Origin of the sequence: Pantoea sp. 18059, assembly GCF_902706165.1 — a bacterium.
GTDB classification, from domain to species: domain Bacteria; phylum Pseudomonadota; class Gammaproteobacteria; order Enterobacterales; family Enterobacteriaceae; genus Pantoea; species Pantoea agglomerans.
The window spans coordinates 1-429 of the sequence record NZ_CACSJS010000048.1; the positions used below are offsets into that span (position 1 = coordinate 1).

The 429-nt window shown below is 73.9% G+C and carries 1 protein-coding gene; it reads right to left on the minus strand.

The genetic code is table 11. The features are described from left to right. Positions 1–429 (minus strand): sensor histidine kinase KdpD (locus GVJ63_RS21995; protein WP_200843139.1); only part of this gene is annotated, 429 nt, incomplete at both ends.

Here is a 429-nt window from a genome sequence, read left to right on the forward strand (position 1 = left end):
TCCATCGCCACGCGCTGCGGGCCGCTGCCGTCCAGCACCACCTGCACGGGCTGCTGTGCGTCGCCATGGTGGATGGCGTTGCCCAGCAGGTTGGCGACCACCTGGCACAGCCGTTCGGCGTCCCAGAGCCCGCCGAGGTCGCCCGACTGCTCCACGTCGATCGCACGGTCCGGGTGGCTCGTGCGCCATTCGGCCGCGGTCCGCTGCACGAGCTCGCCCAGGTCCGACGGCGCGACGCGCACCGGCAGGCCGCCGAACTGGCGCGCCCGCGTGACGTCGAGCAGGTCCTCGATCATGCGGCCCATCCGCTGCGCGCTGATGTGCACCTTGTCCGCCATGGCGAGCACCTTGTCGGGCTCCTGCGTGCGCCGCAGCACCGCCGCGCTCGCCAGGATGGCGCCGAGCGGGCCGCGCAGGTCGTGGCTGAGC